This window comes from Halobacillus litoralis (assembly GCF_020524025.1).
Lineage (GTDB): Bacteria > Bacillota > Bacilli > Bacillales > Halobacillaceae > Halobacillus > Halobacillus litoralis_D.
On sequence record NZ_JAIVKN010000004.1, the window covers coordinates 357682 to 378344 of the forward strand.

19 protein-coding genes are annotated in these 20663 nt (G+C 40.5%); 9 read left to right on the forward strand and 10 right to left on the reverse strand.

What is annotated here, in order from left to right:
* The first annotated feature begins 99 nt into the window (after positions 1 to 99).
* Positions 100 to 1725, forward strand: a complete 1626-nt coding sequence (locus LC036_RS15935; RefSeq protein WP_226584989.1) for a BCCT family transporter — start codon at positions 100 to 102, stop codon at positions 1723 to 1725.
* 63 nt (positions 1726 to 1788) lie between these two features.
* On the opposite strand, the gene LC036_RS15940 is transcribed toward LC036_RS15935, so the two are convergent.
* Together LC036_RS15940 and LC036_RS15945 are read right to left on the reverse strand one after the other, a co-directional pair.
* Positions 1789 to 2481 carry a DUF5694 domain-containing protein gene (locus tag LC036_RS15940; protein ID WP_226584991.1) on the reverse strand — a complete coding sequence of 231 codons (693 nt, stop codon included), beginning with the start codon at positions 2479 to 2481 and terminating at the stop codon, positions 1789 to 1791.
* Positions 2482 to 2557: 76 nt separating this feature from the next.
* Positions 2558 to 3469 carry a TIGR03571 family LLM class oxidoreductase gene (locus LC036_RS15945; protein ID WP_226585233.1) on the reverse strand — a complete coding sequence of 304 codons (912 nt, stop codon included), beginning with the start codon at positions 3467 to 3469 and terminating at the stop codon, positions 2558 to 2560.
* 500 nt (positions 3470 to 3969) lie between these two features.
* On the opposite strand from LC036_RS15945, the gene LC036_RS15950 reads away from it, so the two are divergent.
* Together LC036_RS15950 and LC036_RS15955 are read left to right on the forward strand one after the other, a co-directional pair.
* A complete protein-coding gene (locus tag LC036_RS15950; RefSeq protein ID WP_226584993.1) occupies positions 3970 to 5745 on the forward strand; it encodes a M3 family oligoendopeptidase in 1776 nt (591 codons plus the stop codon).
* 15 nt (positions 5746 to 5760) lie between these two features.
* Positions 5761 to 6066: a 4a-hydroxytetrahydrobiopterin dehydratase gene (locus tag LC036_RS15955; RefSeq protein WP_226584995.1), complete on the forward strand. Its 306-nt coding sequence runs from the start codon at positions 5761 to 5763 to the stop codon at positions 6064 to 6066.
* A gap of 48 nt (positions 6067 to 6114) precedes the next feature.
* Here LC036_RS15955 and LC036_RS15960 read toward each other — a convergent pair whose 3' ends face one another.
* On the reverse strand, positions 6115 to 7041 hold the full coding sequence (locus LC036_RS15960) for an RluA family pseudouridine synthase (RefSeq protein WP_226584997.1): 927 nt from the start codon (positions 7039 to 7041) through the stop codon (positions 6115 to 6117).
* A 315-nt stretch (positions 7042 to 7356) separates the two neighbouring features.
* Between LC036_RS15960 and typA the strand changes: the two genes are divergently transcribed.
* The gene (typA, locus tag LC036_RS15965) at positions 7357 to 9198 is read left to right on the forward strand and encodes a translational GTPase TypA (protein ID WP_226584999.1); all 1842 of its coding nucleotides are present in this window, start codon (positions 7357 to 7359) and stop codon (positions 9196 to 9198) included.
* 39 nt (positions 9199 to 9237) lie between these two features.
* Here the strand turns inward: typA and LC036_RS15970 are convergent, their stop codons facing one another.
* Both LC036_RS15970 and bshB2 read right to left on the reverse strand, forming a co-directional pair.
* On the reverse strand, positions 9238 to 9981 hold the full coding sequence (locus tag LC036_RS15970) for a FixH family protein (RefSeq protein ID WP_226585001.1): 744 nt from the start codon (positions 9979 to 9981) through the stop codon (positions 9238 to 9240).
* Positions 9982 to 10125: 144 nt separating this feature from the next.
* Complete coding sequence (bshB2, locus tag LC036_RS15975) at positions 10126 to 10812, reverse strand: bacillithiol biosynthesis deacetylase BshB2 (protein WP_226585003.1); 687 nt, start codon at positions 10810 to 10812, stop codon at positions 10126 to 10128.
* Positions 10813 to 11540: 728 nt separating this feature from the next.
* Between bshB2 and LC036_RS15980 the strand changes: the two genes are divergently transcribed.
* Positions 11541 to 13451 carry an endonuclease MutS2 gene (locus LC036_RS15980; RefSeq protein ID WP_226585005.1) on the forward strand — a complete coding sequence of 637 codons (1911 nt, stop codon included), beginning with the start codon at positions 11541 to 11543 and terminating at the stop codon, positions 13449 to 13451.
* Between the two features lie 77 nt (positions 13452 to 13528).
* Positions 13529 to 14215 carry a peptide-methionine (S)-S-oxide reductase MsrA gene (msrA, locus tag LC036_RS15985; RefSeq protein WP_226585013.1) on the forward strand — a complete coding sequence of 229 codons (687 nt, stop codon included), beginning with the start codon at positions 13529 to 13531 and terminating at the stop codon, positions 14213 to 14215.
* A gap of 93 nt (positions 14216 to 14308) precedes the next feature.
* Here msrA and LC036_RS18530 read toward each other — a convergent pair whose 3' ends face one another.
* The 4 genes from LC036_RS18530 to LC036_RS16000 form a co-directional block, all read right to left on the reverse strand.
* A complete protein-coding gene (locus LC036_RS18530; protein WP_264188410.1) occupies positions 14309 to 14434 on the reverse strand; it encodes a hypothetical protein in 126 nt (41 codons plus the stop codon).
* A 107-nt stretch (positions 14435 to 14541) separates the two neighbouring features.
* Positions 14542 to 14856 carry a DMT family transporter gene (locus LC036_RS15990; protein ID WP_226585016.1) on the reverse strand — a complete coding sequence of 105 codons (315 nt, stop codon included), beginning with the start codon at positions 14854 to 14856 and terminating at the stop codon, positions 14542 to 14544.
* A gap of 1 nt (position 14857) precedes the next feature.
* Entirely contained in the window at positions 14858 to 15202 is a 345-nt protein-coding gene (locus LC036_RS15995) for a DMT family transporter (RefSeq protein ID WP_226585018.1), read from the reverse strand.
* Between the two features lie 3 nt (positions 15203 to 15205).
* The gene (locus LC036_RS16000) at positions 15206 to 15796 is read right to left on the reverse strand and encodes a TetR/AcrR family transcriptional regulator (protein ID WP_226585020.1); all 591 of its coding nucleotides are present in this window, start codon (positions 15794 to 15796) and stop codon (positions 15206 to 15208) included.
* Between the two features lie 185 nt (positions 15797 to 15981).
* On the opposite strand from LC036_RS16000, the gene LC036_RS16005 reads away from it, so the two are divergent.
* Together LC036_RS16005 and LC036_RS16010 are read left to right on the forward strand one after the other, a co-directional pair.
* Positions 15982 to 16188, forward strand: a complete 207-nt coding sequence (locus tag LC036_RS16005) for a DUF3006 domain-containing protein (RefSeq protein WP_226585022.1) — start codon at positions 15982 to 15984, stop codon at positions 16186 to 16188.
* 247 nt (positions 16189 to 16435) lie between these two features.
* Positions 16436 to 17179 (forward strand): PAS domain-containing protein, encoded by a 744-nt coding sequence (locus LC036_RS16010; protein WP_226585024.1) that lies wholly within the window; start codon positions 16436 to 16438, stop codon positions 17177 to 17179.
* Positions 17180 to 17238: 59 nt separating this feature from the next.
* Here LC036_RS16010 and LC036_RS16015 read toward each other — a convergent pair whose 3' ends face one another.
* On the reverse strand, positions 17239 to 18354 hold the full coding sequence (locus LC036_RS16015; protein ID WP_226585026.1) for an NADH:flavin oxidoreductase: 1116 nt from the start codon (positions 18352 to 18354) through the stop codon (positions 17239 to 17241).
* Positions 18355 to 18475: 121 nt separating this feature from the next.
* On the opposite strand from LC036_RS16015, the gene LC036_RS16020 reads away from it, so the two are divergent.
* Positions 18476 to 20629: an ATP-dependent helicase gene (locus tag LC036_RS16020; protein ID WP_226585028.1), complete on the forward strand. Its 2154-nt coding sequence runs from the start codon at positions 18476 to 18478 to the stop codon at positions 20627 to 20629.
* Positions 20630 to 20663: the final 34 nt, after the last annotated feature.

Genomic DNA, 20663 nt, shown 5'->3' on the forward strand with positions numbered 1-20663 from the left:
TGTTTTTCCTGCGTATTAATTCCTCTCCTCTCCCCCTGCATGGGTTTGCCTGTTGCAGAACAAACTACATAATGAAAATCTAGAAAGGATGTATGTCATTTGAAGACGAAATTGATTGATTGGCCTACGTTTATTGGTGCACTAATTTTACTGTTGGGCGTTACTATTCCGCTTATTCTTTTCCCTGAAGGGGGTAAAGAAGTGGTGAGTCAAGCGAATACATTCATGACAGAGAACTTCGGTGTTCTTTACATGATTCTTGGATTCGTGATATTCGCTTTTCTTATCTATGTAGCATTTAGTAAAAACGGATCGATTAAACTTGGTGACGAAGGTGAAAAACCAGAGTTTAGTACTTTCTCCTGGGCAGCTATGCTTTTCGCTGCTGGTATCGGTTCCAGTATATTGTATTGGGCTGTCATAGAATGGGTTTATTATTACCAAGGGCCTCCATTCGGTGTGGAACCGCAGTCCAAAGAAGCAATTCAGTGGGCTTCTACTTATGGAATATTCCACTGGGGGCCAATAGCCTGGGCTATTTACACACTGCCTGCACTGCCAATTGCTTACTTTTATTATGTACGAAAGAAACCAGTTCTTAAAGTTAGTGAAGCGGTTCGACCTGTATTAGGAGATAGAGTTGATGGACCTATTGGAACAATTATTGATGTTCTATTTATGTTCGGATTGTTAGGAGGAGCGGGTACCACCCTTGCTCTTGGAACGCCTATGATTGCTCAAGGTGTGAACAACCTTACCGGTATTCCAGCAAATTTAGGGATGAAAACAGTAATCATGCTTCTGTGTACCCTCATATTTGCAATCAGTGCCTATTCAGGGTTAAAACGTGGAATCAAAGTCCTGAGTGATGTGAATCTGTGGTTGTCACTATTCTTACTAGCATTTGTCTTCATCTTTGGACCAACCCGCTTCATTAGTGAAACGACATTTACATCTCTTGGTATGCTTGCGAATAATTTCTTCCGTATGGCAACATGGATGGAGCCATTTGGAAACCTGGGACAATTTGAAAAGACAAGTTTCCCTGAATACTGGACAGTGTTCTATTGGGCCTGGTGGCTTGTTTATGCACCATTTGTCGGACTCTTTGTAGCGAGGATTTCCAGAGGGCGTACCATTCGCCAAATGGTTCTTGGAACCATGATCTATGGTACGATTGGATGTATTCTGTTCTTTGGAATCATGGGGAACTTCGGTTTATACATGCAGCTTACAGGACAGTTTGATGCGATTACCTTTATGAATGAAAATGGAGCACCGGCGACAATCGTGGAGATTATTAATCAATTGCCATTAGCCAAGTTTATGGTGCTAATCTTTACCGTTCTTGCCATTATTTTCCTTGCAACAACATTTGATTCTTCTTCCTATATTCTTGCATCTGTTGTTCAGAAGAATGTAGAAGGAGAACCTTTGCGTTGGAACCGTCTGTTCTGGGCTTTTGCTTTATGTTTAATGCCATTAGCTCTTATGTTCCTGGGTGGTCTGGATACACTTCAGACAGCGAGTATTGTGGGTGGTTTCCCGCTGATTATCATCATGTTCCTGCTCGCCTGGTCATTTATGAAAGCATCCAATACGGACATACGCGAGTCGGATGACTATGAACCAAGTACAATTCATATTAAACGCTGGAAAAATCGCAAGAAAAAGAAAAAGCGCTCCGCTTTGGAAGCACTGGAAGATAAAAGAGACGATGATTAATGCGAAATGAATAAAAAAGCCTCTCTCATTGGCAAGAGCAATGAGGGAGGCTTTTTATTTATTCTAAAGATAGGGTTGGACAGATTGAATATGGAAGTCATCGCTATCTAAGATGAACTGCTCAAGCAAATGCAGATGGTCTCCCCCGATAAGGACAAGGATCCGATCTTCTTGTTCAGCGATTCTTGATATATTGGCGGCTATTGCCAAATCCCGGTGATACCACTGTTTCAACCAATTCACACCCACTTGATGTTGTTGATTGCCGACACGAGTAAGTTTCATGTAGATTTTTTTTAATTCCTGTATATAGAGCGGGTCATTGACGTAACGAAGTATGTCTTGTACTCGGTTTCCTTTTTCCATTTTTTTTAACCGACTTTGAATCGTGAGAATTTCCCTGAATAGTCCGGGCTGGTATTCCTTGGCCCATTCAAAGACCTGGTTTAATGAAGGGGAAGACATGTCTACTATTTCATCTATAGGATAAACGCCTGATAAGCCCAGCTCTTTGGCTATAGGAAAGGCCAGCTGTTCTACCTCATCGTAAGTTGGAACAAGCCTTCCGTTAAGGTATTCTTTATATTTTCGATCCAGTTCTTTTTGAATAAGAAAGGATTTTTCCACTGCAATCTTCGTTGGATGGTATTTATTAAGAGATTGAACGACAGTTTGAATCGCGTCTTGTTGATTATTGATCACATTAGGGTGCATGGCCATGTTGAATGTTCCGACGAGCATAATTTCGGGTTTCATTGTAAACCTCTTTCTGTTCAAAAATATTTATACATCTGGGAGAGGTGGAGTTTATCTCCTTTTTCTAACAAGTCATCTATGAGAAGAAAGGAATGACTTCTTCACCAAGCTCCTGCATGATTTCTCCAACGGGCCGTTTATTTTTGGATAGACCAAACATCAGATGGTTCACACCTATGGATCGATATTGTTCCAGCAGGTCTATCAGTCCTTTTCTTCCAACTCGATAACCGGCAGGGATTTTCTGAGGTTCCGTAGAAGGGTCTTCGGTTAATTCTAATGGAAGCGGCATAAAGAAAGGACGAAAAACATCTCCATGATGCTCTTTTACTTTGTTTTGAAACTGCTGGATGGTCTGCTTCTGCTGTTCTGGCCGCTGCGGATAAAACATCCACCCATCCCCATATTTTGCAATCCAATCCAATGTCTGCTGGCAATATCCCGTCATGAATGTGGGAATACGATTGGATGGTTTAGGCACTACATTCGATTTATTCAATGTACCAAAAGAAGATTTTAATTGTGGGAATTCGTGATATAGAGCATCTTCAAAAAAGTGAAAAGCCTCTCGGAACCATTCTCCCCTTTCCATAATCGGAATGTTGAGTCCTTCAAAATCCTTCCGTCGATCTCCAGAAGATATTCCAAGCATTAGACGTTCAGGGAAGAGCCTTTCTATGCTTGCAACTTCCTTAGCGGTACGGAGAGGGTGTCGTAAAGGCATAACTAAAGCAGCTGTTCCCAGATGAATTGAGGTTGTCTGGGATGCTAAATAAGTAAGGTAGATCAAGCTGTCAAAAATCTGCCCGGTTGCAGGGTCCTCAAAGGTCGGGTCTTCCAATAAGACATCCTGGAACCATAAACATTGGAATCCCAATTGTTCGGCCTGTTGGGCTTTGTAAACTTGGTCAACCATCTGTGGAGGGTTTTGATCATAGTTTTCCATAGGAACAGTAAGTCCGAATGAAATCTTATCTTTTTGCAACATGGTCTGATAGCCGGAATGATGCTTTAACAAATCCTTTCCTCCTCTATTAAATAGACTATGTTCTATTATAATGAGGAAGGATATGGACTTCTAATCAAAACCATCTGGAAGAAGAAAGATCCGCCCCGATTAAAGGGCAGGAGCTTTTTATTTATAGTATAGAAATTGCTAGATAAAGGAAGAGGGTTAGAACGACTGAACCACCTGCAACGCTCGCAATTTCTGTCCTGTTATAGTCAATCTTTTTCTTCATTTTGAAAGCTCCTTTCTATTCAACAGCTATAAATGGATAGGATTTTTAAGTAATAATTTTTTCTCTAATATATAGGACGTATAAATTTGCAGAAAAGTTTCATTTTCATTACAATTTAGTGTCTTTTATATTACTTCTTAATTGTCCGGGGTCTATCTCGAAACGATCCAGCCGGTGCAGTGAAAAGGAACTTTGATATAATGAGGACGGTAACCTGGCAGCTTTTACATTTAGAAAGGGGAATTTTATGTCTAACTACTCTAATACCTGGGACTTGGATTCAATATTCCAAGGGGGGAGTGATTCTGAAGAATTAAAAGCCTATGTACAGAAAACAGAAGAGCATTTACGTGAATTGGAAGACCTCGTCGAATCATTCACAACGCCGAGGAATACAGACCAGACAGAAGAGCTTGCTTCTATTTTAGAACTTGTGCAGCTCGCAACTAAGGAATTGGGCGAATTTGGTGCTTTTGTAAGTTGTTTGAGCGCACAGGATATACACGATAAGAAAGCGGGAGCATGGCAGTCAAAAAGAAGTGAATTAGGGGCTCGTTTAGAGAATGCTCTGACAACACTTGATCAGGTGCTGGTCCAGGTAGATGAGGACTTATGGCACTCCATGATAAATCAAAAACCATTTCAACAGCTTACTTTCGTTCTTAATGAACGGAGGCAGATGGCTAAGGATAAATTAGATGTGAGTCGGGAATCTCTAATCAATGATCTCGGGGTAGACGGTTATCACGCCTGGGGACACATGTACGATCGTCTTGTTTCCAAACTTTCAATCACTATGGATGGGGAAAACTTATCTGTCGGGCAGGCAGCAAATAAACTGGATTCACAGAGTCGTGAAGTTAGAAAGGAGGCCTTTGAGAAGCTTCAAGAAACGTGGGGAGAGCAATCCGATCTTTTTGGTGAGACTTTAAACCATCTGTCAGGCTTTCGTCTGCAGGCTTACAAACATAGAGGCTGGAAAAATACTCTTAAAGAACCGCTTGATTATAATCGTATGAGTGAGAAAACGTTACAAGTGATGTGGCAGTCGATTACCGATTATAAAAAGTATTATATTCCCTACATAAAAAGGAAAGCCGGACTGCTGGGAATTAATCAATTGAGCTTTTACGATGTGGAAGCGCCTATAAGTCAAACGGAAAATAAAATGAGCTTCCAAGAAGGTGCAGAATTTATTATTAAGCAGTTCGGAAAGTTCAGTTCAAAAATGGCAGATTTTGCTGAGATGGCTTTTGAACAAAGCTGGATTGAAGCTGAAGACCGCCCTGGAAAGCAGCCAGGAGGTTTCTGCACGAGTTTTCCAGATAGCGGGGAAACAAGAATCTTTATGACTTATTCTGGAAGCCCATCGAGTGTTGCTACATTAGCTCATGAACTTGGTCACGCTTACCATCAGCATGTGATGAATGATTTACATGTCCTCAATCAAGGGTATGCAATGAATGTAGCGGAAACAGCTTCAACTTTTGCAGAAATGATCGTTGCCGATGCAGCTGTTAAAGAGGCAGTTAGTCAAGCAGAAAAAATCACGTTGTTGGAAGACAAAGTACAACGGAGTGTAGCTTTCTTTATGAATATCCATGCACGGTTTTTATTTGAGTCAAGGTTTTATGAAGAACGGAGAAAAGGCGTTGTATCCGTTCAGAGACTCAATGAACTGATGACCGAGGCACAAAGAGAAGCGTATGTTGAAACTTTAGAGGAATATGATCCAACATTTTGGGCTTCAAAACTCCATTTCCACATTACTGATGTACCGTTCTACAATTTCCCTTATACATTTGGATACTTGTTCAGCATGGGCATTTATGCTAAAGCGTTAGAAGTAGGACCTGAATTTGAAGACAAGTATATCGCATTACTTCAGGATACAGGTAGAATGACAGTAGAAGAGTTAGCGAAGAAACATCTTGGAGTTGATTTAGAAGAAAGTAAGTTCTGGGAACACGCCCTGGACTTATGCTTAGCGGACCTTACAGAGTTTATGGAATTAAGTAAATAAAAGGGGGAGAGAAGAATGGAAGAAAAAAGAATACCGGAAGATGAGAAAGAGTCACGCGTCTCCCAGTTAGCTGATTGGAAATTAACAGAGGGTAAATTCATTACCAAGCGCTACCGTTTCACAGAATTTCTGACAGGGGTTCAATTTGTTAACCATGTGGCCGAATATTCCGAAGAGATTCAGCATCACCCCTTTATCAGTATTGATTATAAGATGGTAACCTTGAAACTTACTTCTTGGAACGCGAAGGGTCTTACAGAATTAGACCTGCAGTGCGCTGAGAAATATGATGTTCTGTATCAATCAATTCAGGGTGAATAATTATTTAGGGAAAGCCGCTCTAATCTGAAGCGGCTTTTCCTTATACTTCTATTCTAAAGATTCCACATGTTCTGGAGTAAACAAAGGCGAATCAGATGCAGGCATAGCTAAGCAGTGAATTTCATTTTCTGTAAAAGGGTGAATGAAGGTTAAACGGGCAGCATGAAGGGCTTGTTTATAATGATAATTCCCTGTACCTCCGTACATCATATCCCCCACAAGAGGATGACCGACATGACTTAAGTGAACTCGGATTTGATGGGTACGTCCTGTTTGAAGCTGCAGTTTAACAAGAGAGATTTTCTTCTTTTTATCATACGTAAGCACTTCATAGTGAGTCTCAGCGTGTTGTCCACCTTTCGATACACGACGACGTACAGGATGATGGCGGTCTTTTCCGATAGGTTCTACTATGCTTCCTTTTGAAGGGGTCAGCTTACCGTGTGCCCACGCAAGGTAGGTACGCTTGATTTTCCTCTCCTGCAGATCTTTGCCCAGCATAGCAATGGCTAAGTCATGTTTAGCAAATAGAATGGCGCCGGATGTGTCCCGGTCCAATCTGTGTACATATTTGGGGGTCGCCTCTATTCCGTTCATTTGGAAATAGAAAGCCACACCATTAACAAGCGTGTCATCTTCTCCAGGCTTGTTTGGATGTGTAAACACACCTGCGGGTTTATTTACAACGAGTAGATGATCGTCTTCATAGATGACTTCAAGATCCATATACGTTGGCGTAACCTCAAGAGGTTGAGCGCGGAACAGCCGGATACGAAGCACATCCCCGGTCTTTGCTTCTGCTGTTTTCCAATGCGGATTTTCGTTATTCAGGGTTACCTCACGGTTAGAACGAAAACTGTGCATTAACTTTCGAGGGACATTCCATTCTTTTTTTAATATCCGTTCAATGGTGTAACCATCCCATTTAGCAGGGATTATGACTTCCAGCCAATCCCCTGTTCGTTTTGTTTTCATTTTTACACCCAATTTCACTAGAATACTGAATACCTGGACCCGGAAAAGGTAATATTGATACCAGGTATGAACTGTTGTTTATTTTACTCGTAATGGTACCAGGTACGCAATGAGCCATCAGGACTTTCACCAAATCTATGATTGGGCAGGTTTCAAATCAACCATCATCTTACTTCATACAGGAAGAGGACATGCTGAGGGATGGACGCTTGGAACATATAAGTTAAGTCTGAGTAAATCAGGTATCGACACTAATCGAACTATGTTATAATAGAACGGTTGAATAATTTGTGATACGAAAGAGGTGTGTGCTTCATGCAACACAGAGATGATATTCGTAATATAGCGATCATCGCACACGTTGACCACGGAAAAACTACGTTGGTTGACCAAATGCTTCACTATTCCGGGACTTTCCGTGATAACGAGCATGTCGATGAGCGCGCCATGGACTCTAATGATTTGGAAAAAGAACGCGGCATTACAATCCTAGCGAAAAATACCGCGATCAATTATAACGATACACGCATCAACATTTTAGATACACCTGGTCACGCAGACTTCGGTGGTGAAGTTGAGCGGATTCTTAAGATGGTTGACGGTGTGCTTTTAGTTGTAGATGCATATGAAGGATGTATGCCTCAAACTCGCTTTGTATTGAAAAAAGCGCTTGAACAGAAATTGACGCCAGTTGTCGTGTTAAACAAAATAGACCGTCCAAATGCTCGTCCTAATGAAGTAATAGATGAGGTTCTTGACCTCTTTATTGAACTCGGTGCTGACGATGAGCAGTTGGAGTTCCCGGTAGTTTATGCTTCTGCATTGAACGGAACTTCAAGTGATGAACCAGACACTCAGCAGGAAACAATGGACCCGATCTTCCAATTGATTATGAATAATATTCCTGCACCTGTCGATACGAAAGAAGATCCACTGCAATTCCAGGTTACATTACTTGATTATAATGATTACCTGGGCCGTATAGGTATTGGGCGTGTCTTCAATGGTACGATTAAGGTAGGACAGCAGGTTTCTCTTATGAAGAAAGACGGTTCAGTGAAAAACTTCCGTGTTTCTAAGCTGTTTGGCTTTATCGGCTTAAAACGTGTCGAGATCGAAGAAGCAAAAGCAGGAGACATTATAGCTCTTGCAGGTATGGAAGACATTAACGTAGGAGAAACTGTCTGCTTACCTGAACATCAGAACGCAATGGAAATTCCACGTATTGATGAGCCGACGCTTCAAATGACATTCCTTGTTAACAACAGTCCTTTTGCCGGACGCGAAGGAAAGTATGTAACTTCTCGTCAAATCGAAGAACGCTTGATGACTCAACTGGAAACAGATGTAAGTTTGCGTGTAGATCCAACAGATTCTCCTGATGCCTTTACTGTATCTGGTCGTGGAGAGCTTCACCTTTCTATTCTTGTGGAAAACATGAGACGTGAAGGATACGAATTGCAGCTTTCTAAACCAAAAGTTATCTTGAAGGAAATCGACGGGGTTACTTGTGAGCCAGTTGAACGTGTGCAGATTGACACTCCTGAAGAGTATCAAGGAGCCGTTATGGAATCCATTGGCTACCGTAAGGGTGAAATGCAGGACATGGTTAACGATGGAAATGGTCAAGTCCGACTTGAGTTCCTCGTACCTTCCCGTGGTTTAATCGGCTACTCGACTGAATTTATGACACAAACACGTGGTTATGGTATTCTTAACCACACGTTTGATGGGTATGCACCCCTTGCAAAAGGCCAGGTTGGTGGTCGTCGCGAAGGAGTTCTTGTGTCACTTGATAAAGGTAAAGCTTCTACGTACGGGATTATGAACTTGGAAGATCGCGGGACGATCTTTGTAGAACCTGGTACAGAAGTTTATGAAGGAATGATTGTTGGTGAGCATAATCGTGAGAACGATCTTACTGTCAACATTACCAAAGAAAAACACTTAACGAATATTCGTTCTGCTAACAAAGATACGACCAACACTATTAAGAAAACCCGTCAGATGACGTTAGAGCAGGCGATTGAATATCTTGATGACGATGAGTATTGTGAAGTAACTCCAGAAAGTGTAAGACTTCGCAAGAAATATCTAAACAAGAATGAACGTGAGAAAATGGCTAAGAAGAAGAAACTTCAAAATACAGACGTTTAATTTTAAAAAAGCCGCCTCTTATATAAGAGGCGGCTTTTTTTATTTCGTTACTTCAACTGTCTGTTCCTGATGTCCATGAATTTCTTCTGCTGGCTTTTCGTAGTGGATGTTGATTGTATACTGCCCCGCTTGAGGGAATGTATAAGTACTCTCATATTCGCCTAATTCGTTCTCTTCAGCATCTATAAAGATATGTTTGTCCAGATTATCAGAGCTGATTTCGAATCGGACTTCAGCTTCAGTAAAAGGGTCTTCCATGTGATTGATATGGGTAATAAGCGTAGATTCTTCTCCTGCTTTAAACACTTGGTCTGTCATTAGGTTTACCATAAATCTGCCATTGGTATCCTCATGATGTTCAACACTGGATTGCGTTTGTTTTCCTACAGTCACTTCTTTTTGAGGCATGACATGAAGATCATCCACTTGTGTGTGGGCAATGATTTGATATGTTCCTTCCTCATTGAAGGTTTGCTTAATTTTATAAATTCCACTTGCTTCATGCTGCGCTTCTATCGTCTCAGAGGAATCCTGTCCTTTAGAATTCTTCCAAATCTCAAATTTCACATAAGAGGCTTCTGTAACAGGCTCTCCTCCTTGAGTTACTTTAGCTTTTATCGTTGTCTCTTTATTAACCGGAAGAGGCGTCTGTTCAAACGTCACTTCAACTTCTGGTATTTCCGCTGTATTTTCATCTTCAGATGAAGGCGTTTTTTCTTCAGAGGAACAAGCTGTAATAAATAGGCAGATAAGCGCACATGCCAGGAATATGAATTTTTTCATTGCTCTCTCTCCTTTCCTTTACCTATATTCTAGAATATCATCTTCATCATAGACAGAGGGGAGTGATTTTAGACAGTCTTGTGACAAGACTTTCACAGCACTACCTTAAAAAAGAAAAGAGGCCAGGCTCTTAAGAGCCGACCTCTATTGGACATGATCGTTCTGCCAATCATATGTGTAAAACCTTTCGTTCGTTACCCACTTTAAGGCTTCCGGGTCCTTTGCCTTAATGCCTTCTTCCAACATTTCAAGCATTCTTGCTGTCTGGGAAATGTGCGCTCGCATAGCGTTTAATTTCTGTTCCTGCACGCTTCTGATGTCATGTACGACATCTGGTTTTCCGAGGTTTTCCTCGGTATCGTTAGCGAATGCCACGGCATGGAATTTCGGACGTTTATTCTCGTCAATCTCACGTAACGCTCTTACCACAGCGCGCGCAGTCGCTTCATGATCAGGGTGAACGGCATATCCTGGATAGAAACTTATGACTAAAGAAGGATTAAGTTCCTCCACTAAATCCCGAACCATATTTTTCATTTGTGTATCATCTTCAAATTCAAGGGTTTTATCACGCAGGCCCATCATTCTCAAATCATCAATTCCCATAGCCTCGGCTGCTTTATTTAATTCCTTACGTCTTATTTCAGGTAGAGACTCTCTGGTTGCAAATGTGGGTTTTCCTAAATTTCTTCCCATTTCTCCTAATGTCAAACAAGCATAGGTGAGCGGTGTTCCCTGGTTTATATAAGATGCAATTGTTCCCGATACACCAAAGGCTTCATCGTCAGGATGTGGGAATATAACAAGTACATGTTGTTCTTTTTCTATCATATCTTTCACTCCTTCAAGAGGATAGCTAATGTCCATTATTGCCTAAACAAACGAAAATGAAAAGTCATTTGTTTATTATGATAAAAAAGTTCAGGAAATCTGAAGAAGGAGGGGTATACAAAAAACAATAGCAGAAAAGGTGTCACTTACTTTGAATAAAGGGAGCGGGTTTGATTTACAGGAAATGCACACCCAAAAAAAGGATAGCTAAAATCAAATAGAGGATAATGAAAAATACTTTAACAATTATCCGGCGATCCGCGGGTCGGAAGAAGGAGTCCAAGATGTAGATCAAGTTGACAAGTGAAAGCAATTCGTCTATATTGTTAGTGAATGAATAAAAGTCTGTTCCACCCAATGTAATCTCTTGTGAAAAAAAGGAGAAATGATTTATGAGTGTGGTTGTTCTTAACTAATCCAAGAACTGGATATGTTTCTGATAACATAAAAAATGCGTACGTATAGTATGCTTATTTTGTCATGATGTTTTCAGAAACAGTTAAGAACAAGCATAAGCATAGCACGGACAGATGCGATCCTATTTAGCTATGACTGGCTTTTTCAGTCATAGCTTTTTTTCGTACATTAGTGGTGGGACAGAAGTATTTTTGTTCACTTAAAGTCCGCGATGAGCTATTGAAGCTTATTGCGGACTTTTTTTGACCTTATTGGATTTTCAGAAGCTAAATCCAATAAGAGTCGACAGAAAAATCGAGGAGGAAATTCAATTGAACGAACGAACATTTGATATATTGGAATTCAATGAGATATTAGACCGGATCAGTACTTTTGCTCTTACCGATCAAGGAAAGGAATCCATTTTACAATTAAAGCCAATGCGTAATCAGCGCGTGTTAGAAAGACAACACGAAGAACTAGTAGAAGCCCGGGCAATATTAGAGATTAACAGCCATATTCCCATTCACTCCCTTGGGGATATAAAGTCTATGATAGATCAAGGAAAAAAAGGGATATATATACGCCCACAGCAATTTGGAGTACTTCAATCTTTCCTGGATCATTGCAATAAAATGAAACGGTTTATGAAAGATAAACAACTTCTGGCGCCCTCTGTTGCGCTTTATGTAGAGTCAATAGCAGACTTGAGTAAACTTGAGAATATCATTCAGGCGACAATCAGGCATGGGCAAGTGGATGATTATGCCTCCAAAAGGTTAACTAAAGTCCGCCGTAAGATTGAAAAGAAGAACAGCGACATAAAGACACGTATAGAAAGTTTAGTGAAAAAATATTCATCTTACATGCAGGAATCCAGAGCTGTTGATAAGGGGGAACGTAAAACGCTTCCGATAAAACGGGAGAACCGTTCCAAAATTAAAGGAACGATTATTGACCAGTCATCTTCGGGAGCCACTTTATTTATTGAACCGAAAGAACTAACCGATCTACAGGAAGAACGACATTTGCTGCAAATGACAGAAGAACAAGAGGTGGAACAAATTCTCTATGCATTGACAGCAGATGTTCTTGAAAAAGAGCATGAATTAAACGTTGCTATGGAAACAATGCATCAATACGACATTATCTTTGCTAAAGCCAAATATAGTCGTGTCACTGGTGGGCATTCCCCCCAGTTCTCTGAAGGAGAAATAAATATTCAAGGAGGTCGTCACCCTTTGTTAGGCGAGGCAGCTATTCCACTCACGATCTACATGGGGCGTGATGACCAGGCTCTGTTGATTACAGGACCGAATACAGGCGGGAAGACAGTAACCTTGAAAACGGTAGGCCTTTTTTGTCTGATGGCTCAAGCAGGTTTGCACATCCCTGCTGATCAAGGAAGTCAACTGCCGATTTTTCAACACATATTAGTTGATATTGGAGATGGTCAAAGCATAGAAGAGAACTTGAGTACGTTTAGTTCCAGATTGACGAATGTAATCAGCATTCTACAAGAAGCCAACGATCATAGTCTGCTTTTACTCGATGAGATCGGTTCTGGAACAGACCCTGGAGAGGGGATGGGATTAGCAACCGCAATATTGGATCAACTAGCGAGTAAAGGTTCCACCATTTTAGCAACGACCCATTATAGCGAGATGAAGACCTATGCGATGAAAAAGGAGGGCTTTCTTAATGGGGCAATGACTTTTAATTTGGAGACATTGCAGCCTACCTACCAGCTTCAATTAGGGACAGCAGGAGAGAGTCAGGCTTTTGATATCGCTTATAAGCTTGGGCTTCACCCTGATATTTTGAATCATGCACACGAAATTACGTATAAGAAAAAGTCTGAGTTTCAAGTGGACCAAAATCAAAGAAAGCAAAAATCGTATGCCAGTCAAATAGCTGTTAATCGATATAGTACAAAGAAAAAAACAAGTAAGACAGCGGAGAAACCCTTATTCAAAATGGGAGACAACGTTTGGATTCCGTCCTCGGAAGAAATGGGAATCGTTTACAAAGGTCCTGACGATCGTGGCCAATACATTGTTCAGGTCAAAGGAGAAAAAGTCCCTTATAATCACAAACGATTAAAGCTGTATATACCTGCAGAGGATTTATATCCGGAAGATTATGATTTTGATATTATCTTTAAATCCAAGGAATATCGTAAAATCGACAAGATGATGGACAAAAAGCATGTGGAAGGACTGTCATTGGACGATGAAGATTAAGCCCGCATATCTTTAGAGAATATTGTGTCCTCATGCTATCCTGGAGATGAAGAAAAATTTCAAGTGAGGTGGTCATCATGACAAAAGGCTTGAAATGGATCATTGGATTAATCGTTGCAGCTATAGTGGGTATTCTCGTTATACCGGAAGCTTACTCTTATCTGACGAAGAGAAATTATAGCAGCGAAGAAGTGTCAGCCTCGGATATTCCAGAGGGTTATGATGTCGCGACCTTTGCTGGTGGATGCTTCTGGTGTATGGAACCCCCGTTTGAAAAATTAGAAGGTGTCCACAGTGTCATCTCGGGTTATACAGGAGGCGATTTAGAAAATCCCTCTTACGAAGAAGTATCTGCAGGAGGAACCGGACACATTGAGTCTGTTCAAGTGTATTACAATCCAGATGTCATTCATTATGAAGAGTTGTTAGATGTGTTTTGGAGACAAATCAATCCGACAGATGACGGTGGGCAGTTTGTCGATCGAGGGTATCAGTATACAACGGCTGTTTTCTATCATACAGAAGAACAAAAAGAGGTGGCTGAACAATCCAAGAAGGAGCTCATCGACTCTGGTAGATTTAAAGAAGAAATTGTTACTCCTATTGCACAAGCGGAAGCATTCTATCGTGCAGAAGAATACCATCAAGACTATTATAAAAAGAATAAAGTAAGATATGACTATTATCGCGGGAATTCCGGAAGAGATCAATATTTAGAAAAAATATGGGGAAGCGATCTAAAACTTGATCTTCCGCAAAAATAGGGGCAGTGTAGACCTACTCCTGTCCCATGATATGACTATTATATAATTATGCAGAACAAAAGCCCCTTTTGAAAAAAGGGGCTTAAAATTTGGTTAATATTGTTTTGTTTCTTTTGGAATGGAAGGATTTGCATCGACACCCGTATCCATATTAGTGAAACCAATATAACTAAAACCAACAACGATTAACATAAGAATAGCTACTAAAATTTGTCTCATTTTTCTTCCTCCATCACTGCAAAAGCTGGACAATGTCTTCTTTTGCAGTTTGTTGCCGTTTTCTATTTTAATCATTCATACGATAGATTACAAGTTTGTATTTGTTATTAGGAAACCATCTTTAACCCTATCACACCAGCTACAATACATGTGATGAAGGCTATACGTGTCACATCTGCTTTTTCATTAAAGAATAGGATTCCCAATAAAACAGTTCCCACTGATCCTATCCCTGTCCATATCCCGTATGCTGTACCGATAGGGAGTTCTTTTAATGAAAGGGAGAGGAAGTAGAAACTTATGCTCATTGCCACTAAGGCAGAAGCAGAAGGAGCCAGTTTTTTAAATCCGTTCGATAATTTCAAAAAAAACATAGATGTCATTTCTCCAACACCTGCTATAAAAAGAAATACCCATGCCATATTATCCCTCCTGCTGCATTTGTTCTGCCGGTTTTTCAGACATTTTGAGCCCTATAATACCTGTAATTAAAAGCCCAATAAAAAAGACTTTCCCAGCTCCACCTTCGTCGCCAAGAAAGATCATTCCGATTAAAGCCGTTCCTGCTGCACCGATTCCTGTAAAGACCGCATATCCTGTCCCCACATCAATCACTTTTAAGGATTTCGTGAAGAACGCAAAGCTGATAACGATACAAATGACGGTGATAGTAGAATAGATAGGTTGTGTGAATCCATCCGAAAGCTTCAACCCAATGGCCCACCCGATTTCAAATAAAGCACCAATCAACAAATAAATCCATGCCATGAGTCATTCCTCCTTTTCAGACGCTTGTATACCTAACCAAAAAATTTCCCAGCTTGCTTTTTGTCTTTGCTCAAAAACATCATAATCATAAAAGTTTTCTTCGAGAAATAAACCATCCATTAAGGTATAAAATGCTGATGTCAGCGTATCTGTAGAAAAAGGGCGGATAACTTCATGTTTCTTCCCCTGCTCAAGAACAGGACGGATTACTTCTGTCATTTGATCTTCCATGAAGAGAAAAGCTTTCTTAACTTCTGAGATAAATTCTTCAGGAGGAAAAAAGGTCACCCGTTTAAAAAACATCCCCTCCGTTGTATGTGCCATACGATCCAAATAAGAGCGGTAAATGTGGTGTAACTGTTCTTGAATGGTCTTCTCTTCAAGTTGTTGAGGATACGAATGCCAATATTCTTTTTCACGATCGGTTACAAGTGATAAAACATGTAGAAAAATAGATTCTTTATTCTTAAAATGGTTGTATAAAGAAGGCTTTTTAATGCCTACTGCTTCTGCAATATTGGCCAGGGATGTGTTCTCATAACCATGACTTGCGAAGAGTTTTAAACTTTCAGTAAGGATTATTTCTTTAGTCATACAATCACCCCTTCTGCTAACTAACGGTTGTTAGTCTATTCTAGCATGTGATTCTGAAGATGTCCAACATCTGCTTATTTCGACATGTTTAGTCAATTGGTGTTAAGGGGATGGTAATATAGAGGCATTCAAGCTGAAGTGGAACCTTGGGGTTTGGAAACTACGCTCGGAAGGGGATTGAATCGGTGAATCAATACAGACTCGATCGATACGAAGGTGCTTATGCTATTTTAGTGGAAGTATCTGAATTTGAAAACGAGCTTTCCGTCTTTAAAGAACGTTTAATTGGTTTTGTAAAACCAGGTGACTACTTAGAAGTAGAGTTTGATACAATAGGAAACTTTAAACATGTGGCTATCATTTCTAAGCTGGATAAAATGGAAAAAGCATAAGGAGAGGTGCGTCAGTGGCTCAAGCATTGAACCGGTGACGCACCTCTTCTTTTTTTAATTATTTCACGACTTGATGATTGGAAAAAATACCAAGTAGAGAGCTTGTTTATTTGATGAAAATCCCATATATGGATACAAGAGGTTGATGTGTGATAAAATTCTGAAAATTAAAGTCGAATAGCCTTGATTTTATAAAGGATACCCTCATAATTAAGGTAAGGTAAGAACCGCGCAGGGGGGATGGCTGATGATACTTAAGAGTGCGATGGATTTATTGGATGAGGGCGTCTTGGTTTCTGATGAGAGCTATAAAATTACTTATGTCAACCCGGCCTATATAGAAATGTTTCGACTAAAAGAAGAACGTATTATCGGCAGTTATCTACATGACTTATATCCGGATATCGATCATGATAAGAGGATTGTTACAAAAACCATTGAACAAAAGGAAGAGTTTTTTATAGATGATTATCATTTTCATTGGCGGGGAAAAGACTTGGTTCTTCAAATTTATACAAAACGCTTTAGTTATGAGGGGGGAGATTATGTCCTCACGCGAATTTTTAATATTACTGAACAATATCATAGAGAACAACAATTAATTCGTATGATTGAAGAAATGACAGCGAACATCGTGACAATCGCCAAAGGTTATGCCCTTCTGCCCTTACAGCCAATATTAAGAGAAGAGCAGCGTCATGTTCTGCTCGAGAGAGTCCCAATCCTCTGTCAGAAGCAGAATGTAAGCCGTCTTGCCATCCAATTTTCTGGGATTATTTCCATTGATGAGGAATGGGCCGGCCTTTTGAGAGATCTTATATTGAGTTTGAAACTTTTAGGCATTGAAGTGGTACTGGCAGGCATGCGGCCCGAAGTTGTCATACAGTTCACTCAAAATAATATTCATTTGGATGGGGTGCGCACTTTTATGAACATTCAACAAGCTACCAAGTACTTTCTTGAAACGGGTCTGACACCTCGTTTTGAGTAATCTCCTTATCCTGTACCTCCAAATTCCTTTGGGAAAATGGAGGCTTTACACTCATACTCTTATCGCTTTACTTCTTTTTTTAATTCATGATCCTTAATATCCGCAATAGGAAGCATAATGGAATGGAAGTCAAACTCCTCTAATCGTTCTCCGTTTCGTATTTTATTTGGAGCATCTGGGTTTTGTAAAGCGCTTGTGCCGAGACTGACAAAGTCAGCTTCTTCTTCCTCCAACAGCAGAGAAGCTTTAGAAGGATCTTGTAATTGTCCATTAGCAATTACCGGGAGGCCGCTGAATTGCCTGGCTGCTGCTGTCATGGATAATGATCCTTCTCCAAAACCCGGCTGGGTTCCATCCTTATCCGTAACGTGGATGAAATCAAGAGGCAGGTTCCCTAATGACTCAAAAATCGTACGAGCATCTGTTTCCCCTAGAGCCCAACGGTGTTCTCCATCCGATGCTTTTCCTTGAGAAATCCGTATTCCTAATAAATACTCTTTGCCTACAGCTCTTCTTACTTCTTTTACTACTTCTTTTATATATCGAACCCTGTTCATTGTGACTCCACCATATTCATCTTCTCTCTGATTAAAATAATCCGTCAGAAACTGATCGAGAAGATAACCGTTGGCTCCATGGATTTCCACACCGTCAAATCCTGCTTCTTTTGCTCGATGTGCAGCATTAGCAAAACCCTGTTTTACTTGTTCCATATCTTCATGAGCCATTTTTTTAGGAATGGGGAATTTTCCTTCTCCTCCATAAAAAGAAAGCTGGTCATTCTTAGGTGCTTCTACAGAGGGGGCTATATTGCAGTCTTTATGAGGGTTCCCTTGAGACTGGGCCCCTGCATGCATAATCTGGGCTATAAAAAGTGATCCGTGTTTATGAACAGAACGAACAATAGGTTTCCAGGCATCCTTTTGGGCTTCATTGGCGATCCCTGGTTGATTATAATATCCTTGTGAATATTCCTCATCCGGATAGATTCCTTCGCTGATAATGGCAGCGAATCCTCCCTTTGCATAACGTTCATAATATTGTTTCATCCGCTCGGTAGCAATACCGTTGTTAACAGCACTCACACGCGTCATCGGAGCAACGATGTAACGATTTTTAAACCTATATTCTTGAATGATTTTTTCTTTAAAGAGAAGATCAATATTCTGTGCCATCCAACACATCTCCTTTTTTTCTTCCATTTCCATTCCGCCAAAATTTCAAACAGTCAAACTCGTTTTCCACGCTCTTCAATATGCTATAATACAAACAAATGTTCTTGAAAGGTGAATTTGTATGGAAGAACTATTGGACGGTCTCAATCACTCGCAGCAGGAAGCGGTGGTTTCAACAGAAGGATACGTGCGCGTTATTGCGGGGGCAGGTTCCGGCAAAACCCGGGCCTTAACTCACCGCTATGCATTTATTGTTAATGAATTAGGAATAGATCCCTCTAACATCCTTTCTGTAACCTTTACCAATAAAGCGGCTCATGAAATGAGAAAAAGGGTGAAGAAGCTGATTGGAGGCGAAAAGGATACAGGGTTTATTACGACTTACCATGGATTTTGTGTCCGGGTTTTGAGAGAGGACATCAGCCGTCTCTTTTATCCTAAGAATTTTGTCATCCTGGACGTCGAGGATCAGAAACTCCTATTGCGCGAGATCTTTGAAGACATGGGGTTGAAAATGAATGACAAAACGTTCAAGCGGATATTAGATAAGATTGGAATCTTAAAAGGAAATACACATTATGTTCAACAGATGATTTTAAGAGGAGAAATGCCATCTTTCCAGGATTCAGGAGACATAGACAGCCAAGTAATCCAGCTTTATTTGAAGAAGCAGAAGAGAGTGTATGGATTGGACTTCGATGATCTCCTTAATTTTGTCTTTGTTCTGTTTGATCAATATCCAGATGTTTTGGATAAATGGCAGAACCGTCTGTTTTACATTCAAGTCGATGAATTTCAGGATAGCAGCTTTAAACAATATGAACTTGTCCGAATGCTTGCAGACAAGCACAAAAACCTCTTTGTTGTCGGCGATCCCGACCAGACTATTTATGAGTGGCGGGGAGCAGACCCTAAGTATATGGTCGAATTTGAGCAGTACTTTCCAGATGCCCAGACCATCTTCCTTAAAGAAAATTATCGTTCTACACCAGAAATCCTTTCTGTAGGAAATTCTTTAATAAAGAACAATTACTTTCGTGTTGATAAAGATATGCTTCCGGTCAATCCATCAGGTGTGAGAGTAACTCATTATCACGGAAAAGATGAAGGTCAGGAAGCAAAATGGATTGTACAGAGAATGAAGGAGATAGTAGAACATAAAAAGGCCCGGTGGAGTGATATTGCTGTTTTGTACAGAGCCAATTATTTATCGCGCTTTGTAGAACAGGAGATGATTGCGGAGAACGTGGAATATACGATTTACGGTGGTTTTAAATTTTTTGACCGCATGGAAGTTAAGGACGCTTTAGCTCATCTAAGAATGATCGCTGCAGGCGATGATTTATCATTTAGTCGAATTATAAATGTTCCAAGGCGTCAAATCGGTAAAAAGCGAATGAGCTTTATTAGACAAAAAGCAGAGGAAGAGCAATTGTCTCTTTATGAGACGTTAAAGAAATATGTAAACCATGAAAGGCTGCAACGTACAGGGGCCGGGGAATTTATTAATGCCATTGAAACTATGCGTAAGAAGCGCAAAAGTTTAAAAGTATCGGAACTATTGCAGGAGTCCATGCAGGCCACCGGATATGAAGCGTACAGAAGAGAAGATGGAGATCAGGAGCGTCTAGACAATCTTGCGGAGTTATTAAGTTCTATTGTTCAATATGAACAGACATTAGGAGAAGAGATCGACTTGGAAGAGTATCTACAGATGGTCTCTTTATACACTGATGATGACCGGCAGGATCAGGCAGATTCAGTTAAGCTTATGACGATCCATACAGCCAAGGGACTGGAGTTTTCCTATGTTTTCGTCATAGGGATGACAGAAGGTGTTCTTCCAAATGTAAGGGCCATAAGACAGCGGAAAGAACGAGGCCTGGAAGAAGAGCGGCGACTTGCTTATGTGGCAGTAACCAGAGCGGAAAAGGAGCTGTATGTAACGGAATCAGAAGGATTTCAAAGCGGAGATTTAAAGAAATATCCTTCTCGATTTATTTTTGAGGTTGCAGATCATCTTTATAACCGCATTGGAGAGATGGATCAATCATTAATTGATGAGACGAAAGAATATATTCAAGCGTCTTATCCTGTTCCTTCAGCCCCTCATGTAGAAACCTACGAAAAGGGATGTCGTGTTAAACACCCCGTGTTTGGAGAAGGAATCATCGAAGAAGTGGATGAGAAAAAGAATCAATACCTCATCTTTTTTGATCGTCTGAAAGCACCAAGACCAATAAGCCGTAACTTTAAGAAACTGGAAAAGTTGTAGCGTAGGATTAACAGAGCCAAAAATAAAGCCGTCA

Bases quoted from the DNA above. Each gene is read 5' to 3' on its own strand.
- LC036_RS15995 (WP_226585018.1), bottom strand. From the start codon at position 15,202: ATGGCATGGATTTATTTGTTGATTGGTGCTTTATTTGAAATCGGGTGG.
- LC036_RS16010 (WP_226585024.1), top strand. From the start codon at position 16,436: ATGATACTTAAGAGTGCGATGGATTTATTGGATGAGGGCGTCTTGGTT.
- LC036_RS15950 (WP_226584993.1), top strand. From the start codon at position 3,970: ATGTCTAACTACTCTAATACCTGGGACTTGGATTCAATATTCCAAGGG.
- LC036_RS15990 (WP_226585016.1), bottom strand. From the start codon at position 14,856: ATGGCATGGGTATTTCTTTTTATAGCAGGTGTTGGAGAAATGACATCT.
- bshB2 (WP_226585003.1), bottom strand. From the start codon at position 10,812: ATGATAGAAAAAGAACAACATGTACTTGTTATATTCCCACATCCTGAC.
- typA (WP_226584999.1), top strand. From the start codon at position 7,357: ATGCAACACAGAGATGATATTCGTAATATAGCGATCATCGCACACGTT.
- LC036_RS16015 (WP_226585026.1), bottom strand. From the start codon at position 18,354: ATGGCACAGAATATTGATCTTCTCTTTAAAGAAAAAATCATTCAAGAA.
- LC036_RS16000 (WP_226585020.1), bottom strand. From the start codon at position 15,796: ATGACTAAAGAAATAATCCTTACTGAAAGTTTAAAACTCTTCGCAAGT.
- LC036_RS15955 (WP_226584995.1), top strand. From the start codon at position 5,761: ATGGAAGAAAAAAGAATACCGGAAGATGAGAAAGAGTCACGCGTCTCC.
- LC036_RS15940 (WP_226584991.1), bottom strand. From the start codon at position 2,481: ATGAAACCCGAAATTATGCTCGTCGGAACATTCAACATGGCCATGCAC.
- LC036_RS15970 (WP_226585001.1), bottom strand. From the start codon at position 9,981: ATGAAAAAATTCATATTCCTGGCATGTGCGCTTATCTGCCTATTTATT.
- msrA (WP_226585013.1), top strand. From the start codon at position 13,529: ATGACAAAAGGCTTGAAATGGATCATTGGATTAATCGTTGCAGCTATA.
- LC036_RS18530 (WP_264188410.1), bottom strand. From the start codon at position 14,434: ATGAGACAAATTTTAGTAGCTATTCTTATGTTAATCGTTGTTGGTTTT.
- LC036_RS15960 (WP_226584997.1), bottom strand. From the start codon at position 7,041: ATGAAAACAAAACGAACAGGGGATTGGCTGGAAGTCATAATCCCTGCT.
- LC036_RS15945 (WP_226585233.1), bottom strand. From the start codon at position 3,469: ATGTTGCAAAAAGATAAGATTTCATTCGGACTTACTGTTCCTATGGAA.
- LC036_RS16020 (WP_226585028.1), top strand. From the start codon at position 18,476: ATGGAAGAACTATTGGACGGTCTCAATCACTCGCAGCAGGAAGCGGTG.